The sequence below is a fragment of the Phocaeicola sp. RTP21198st1_B8_RTP21198_201120 genome (assembly GCF_040929485.1).
GTDB classification, from domain to species: Bacteria; Bacteroidota; Bacteroidia; order Bacteroidales; family Bacteroidaceae; genus Phocaeicola; species Phocaeicola dorei.
This window is the reverse complement of the sequence record NZ_JBCOCI010000160.1, coordinates 1-4,029: the sequence shown is the minus strand read 5'-3', so window position 1 is coordinate 4,029 and position 4,029 is coordinate 1. Positions and strand designations below refer to the sequence as shown.

Annotated in this window: 2 protein-coding genes, 2 tRNA genes and 1 pseudogene; 3 read left to right on the top strand and 2 right to left on the bottom strand. The window is 40.9% G+C overall.

What is annotated here, in order from left to right; genetic code table 11:
• The 3 genes and pseudogenes from AB5935_RS23770 to AB5935_RS23760 form a co-directional block, all read left to right on the top strand.
• Window positions 1-1,058, top strand: a pseudogene (locus tag AB5935_RS23770) (patatin); the annotation flags it as partial.
• An 89-nt stretch (window positions 1,059-1,147) separates the two neighbouring features.
• Window positions 1,148-1,221 (top strand) — tRNA-Arg (locus AB5935_RS23765).
• 31 nt (window positions 1,222-1,252) lie between these two features.
• Window positions 1,253-1,326 (top strand) — tRNA-Arg (locus tag AB5935_RS23760).
• Window positions 1,327-1,877: 551 nt separating this feature from the next.
• Here the strand turns inward: AB5935_RS23760 and dapA are convergent.
• Both dapA and ligA read right to left on the bottom strand, forming a co-directional pair.
• A complete protein-coding gene (gene dapA, locus AB5935_RS23755; RefSeq protein WP_007835384.1) occupies window positions 1,878-2,771 on the bottom strand; it encodes a 4-hydroxy-tetrahydrodipicolinate synthase in 894 nt (297 codons plus the stop codon).
• 101 nt (window positions 2,772-2,872) lie between these two features.
• The coding region (gene ligA / locus AB5935_RS23750) for an NAD-dependent DNA ligase LigA (RefSeq protein ID WP_368327641.1) at window positions 2,873-4,029 on the bottom strand (1,157 nt) is incomplete at its 5' end.

Here is a 4,029-nt window from a genome sequence, read left to right as displayed (position 1 = left end):
CTTCCAGTGGCTCCAATCAAGTCTATTTTGGTGCTTCCTATCAAAACTTGAACTATTATTCAAAAGAATTTAATTTTGACGGACAGTTAGGTCGGGTCTACAATAATGTGCAACTTGCAGCACGAATTGATTTTCCAACCAAGCTGCCTACATCTTATAAATTCATAGCCTCGATCTCTACCTTCGATTATTTCAAAGAAGCCAAATTCTTTTCCAATAAAGACAATCCGGCTTTCAACAAGAAAAGAGAAGAGTTTGTAAAATTGAAGGTGTCATTACCGTTTCTAAGCCGTAAGAAAGCTGAATTCGGTGTAGGTATAGCCCGTATGGAAGACAGGTACTTCCAAACCAATATCATCGACTTCAGCGAGACAAAACATGATAAAAGCACTTATTCTATCTTCGGAGGCTCTATCGTATTGGAAGGAAGCACCTTGAATGCCCGCCAGTTTGCCACACAAGGAAGTCGTGAAAAAATGGCTGCACAAATTTTCACCGGCACAGAACATTTCAGATCAGGTGCATCCAAAGTGACTAAAGACACACCGGAACCTTATAAAAAGGTACAATCCTGGCTTCAAGTTTCATATCAGAACGAAACATACCATAAGGTAAGTCCTAAGTTTACCTTGGGAGCGTATCTAGAGGCGTATTACTCATCCCGAAATTTCTCCAATAATTATACGGCTACATTAATGCAGGCAGGAGAATTCACTCCGACAGCCCATAGCAAAGTAACCTATAATGAGGCTTTCCGTGCTAATCAATATGCCGGAGTCGGCGCCATGCCCATCTACCAGTTAAGCGAGTCTTTTCAATTACGCGGAGAATTTTATGGATTTGTACCCATCTTTCCTATCAAGAAAGATGAATATGGACAAGCATATTACGGGAAAGCTTTCACAAAATTCGAATATCTTGGAGAAATCTCATTAGTTTTTCAATTATCGTTCGGTTCTATCAGTGCTTATGTAAACCACTATAGTTCACCGTCTAACGATTGGAATGTAGGTTTAACACTGGGCTGGCAGTTGTTTAACTCCCGTTTCATCGAATAATTTTTAGAAAAAAGTTTTAGTAAAACGCTTGCATTTTCAAAAAAAGTCCGTATCTTTGCACCCGTTAAAACAAAAGAACAATAAATAATGGCCGCGTAGCTCAACTGAATAGAGTAGCTGACTACGGATCAGCCGGTTACAGGTTTGAATCCTGTCGCGGTCACTACCAAAAGAAGTTCGATTAGTTTTGCAATGGTCGCGTAGCTCAACTGAATAGAGTAGCTGACTACGGATCAGCCGGTTACAGGTTTGAATCCTGTCGCGATCACAAAGAAGGCCATCTTTTCTGATGGTCTTTTCTTGTATTTTCTCTCTTTTTTTAAATTTAAATGGCTCAGTTGTAATTCTTGGGGGAAAATCCCCTGTTAAGCACCTCCGCGCTTCTACAGGTCTACCATTTTTCCGTTCTTATATCTTTGCAGCATATAAAAAAGAAGCATTATGGTTTAGAAGAACTTGGGAACGCTTCTTGGAAGCATTGAAATTATCCTCAATCACGCCTACACCTTCTCCAACGAAACAATGACGACCAACACAACTTCTCACACACCTGAAAAGAACAGTTCATCTTTAAACAAGCGCTTGTTCTTTTTTAAAAAACAAGGCGTTTCAAAGGTTACTAACATACAGACCGACAGGTTAGTAACGTGTCGGGTAACACGTTACTAATGTATCAGGTGAAAGATTAGTAATGTTACGCGTGAAAGATATAGAATCTTACAGGTATAATATATCAAAGAACGAACAGACAGGCATAAAAAAAGACTGGTGTTTTTAATGACGAAACACCAGTCTTATCTAATTAAAAAAATTCCTTTATCAGCATTTAATTTTCAATTCATCCAAAATAGCACGCATCTTTTCAAATGTTGTGATACGAGTCGGTACAAGCGGCAAACGTAATTTATTTTCAATCAGCCCCATTACATTCAACATAGCCTTCACCCCGGCAGGATTACCATCTACGAACAACAGGCTGAATAATTCCGTAAACCTATGATGAATAGTCAATGCATTTGCAAAATCACCCTGTAATGCCAAACGAGTCATACGACTGAATTCACGCGGAAATGCATTACCGATAACCGAGATAACCCCTACAGCACCCAAAGTAATCAAAGGAAATGTAATACCATCATCACCCGAAATCACATCAAAATTAGCCGGTTTATTCTTGATGATATCATCCATCTGAGTAATATTACCCGATGCCTCCTTGATAGCGATAATATTCTTGAAATCGCGTGCCAGACGCAAGGTGGTCTCAGCAGTCATGTTCACACCGGTACGTCCCGGTACATTATAAAGAACCACAGGAAGATCCGTCGCTTCAGCAATCGCTTTATAGTGTTGGTAAATACCTTCCTGGGAAGGTTTGTTATAATAAGGTACAGCAACAAGTACGGCATCAACTCCTGTCATATCATCATTTTTCAGCGTTTCCACAACAGCACGGGTACAGTTGCTGCTAACTCCCAGCAGAATAGGGATACGTCCATTCACTCTTTCGATTATCAAACGTTTTATCTTGTCTTTTTCTTCTTTAGTCAAAGTCGGGGTTTCAGCCGTGGTTCCCAACACGCACAAAAAATCTGTTCCATTTTGAAGCTGGTAATCAACCAGACGAAGTAACGCATCATAATCAACGCTGTCATCTTCCTTGAAAGGAGTAATCAACGCTACTCCCATGCCTTTTAATCTTGTCTGTATCATAAATGAATTATAAATTCTTATTTAATAGCCTACAAAAGTACGAATATTTTCTCTTTTAGCGATAAAAATCACACTATTTTTAGTTTATACTCGCTAAAAAGTCACTCTATCATTTGCAGAAACTCCTCTTCGCTCACAATGGTCACACCCAGTTTCTGCGCTTGCTCCAGTTTACTGGGTCCCATATTGTCACCCGCCAAAACAAAGCTGGTCTTGGACGAAATACTTCCCACATTCTTACCACCATGCTTTTCAATTAACTCCTTATATTCGTCACGCGAATGATGGGCGAAAACCCCACTAATCACAATAGATTTCCCTGCCAATTTGTCAGTGTGTCCCGAAGTATCCTCCTCATCAGCTTCCAATCTCACACCCGCCACACGAAGACGCTCTATAATGTCACGATTCTTCGGATTAGCAAAGTACAACAAGATACTCTGTGCTATTTTTTCTCCGATTTCATCGACATGAATCAAATCATCTAAACTCGCGTCTGCCAAAGCATCCATCGACTTAAAGGATTTCGCCACCTTCTTCGCCACAGTTTCACCCACAAAACGGATACCCAATGCAAAGAGCACCCTTTCAAACGGCACTTCTTTGGACTGCTCTATACCTTTTATTATATTCTCAGCGGATTTTTCTCCCATACGTTCCAGGTTGATGATATCCGATGTTTTTAAAGTATACAGATCGGCAACATCACGTATCAATCCTTCCTGGTAAAACTGATCTACCGTTTCCGGACCGAGTCCATCAATATCCATAGCCCTACGGCTGATAAAATGTTCTATTTTTCCCTTGATCTGTGGGGGGCAAGCGGCATCATTGGTACAATAATAAGCAGCTTCACCTTCATAGCGCACCAATTTACTGCCACACTCGGGGCAATAAGTAATAAACTTTACTTTATCACCTATCATAATACGGGCGTTCTTGTCCACACCTACAATTTTTGGAATAATCTCGCCCCCTTTTTCTACATAAACCATATCGCCGATATGCAAATCCAGCCCTTCTATGATGTCTGCATTATGGAGCGAAGCACGCTTTACCACGGTTCCGGATAGCTGTACGGGATCCAGATTGGCCACCGGAGTCACAGCACCTGTTCTTCCCACTTGATAGGTCACCTTGTTCAAACGGGTAAGTGCCTGTTCGGCCTGAAACTTGTATGCAATGGCCCATCGGGGTGATTTTGCCGTAAAACCCAAATTACGCTGCTGTCGCAAAGAATTCACTTTCAGTACTATTC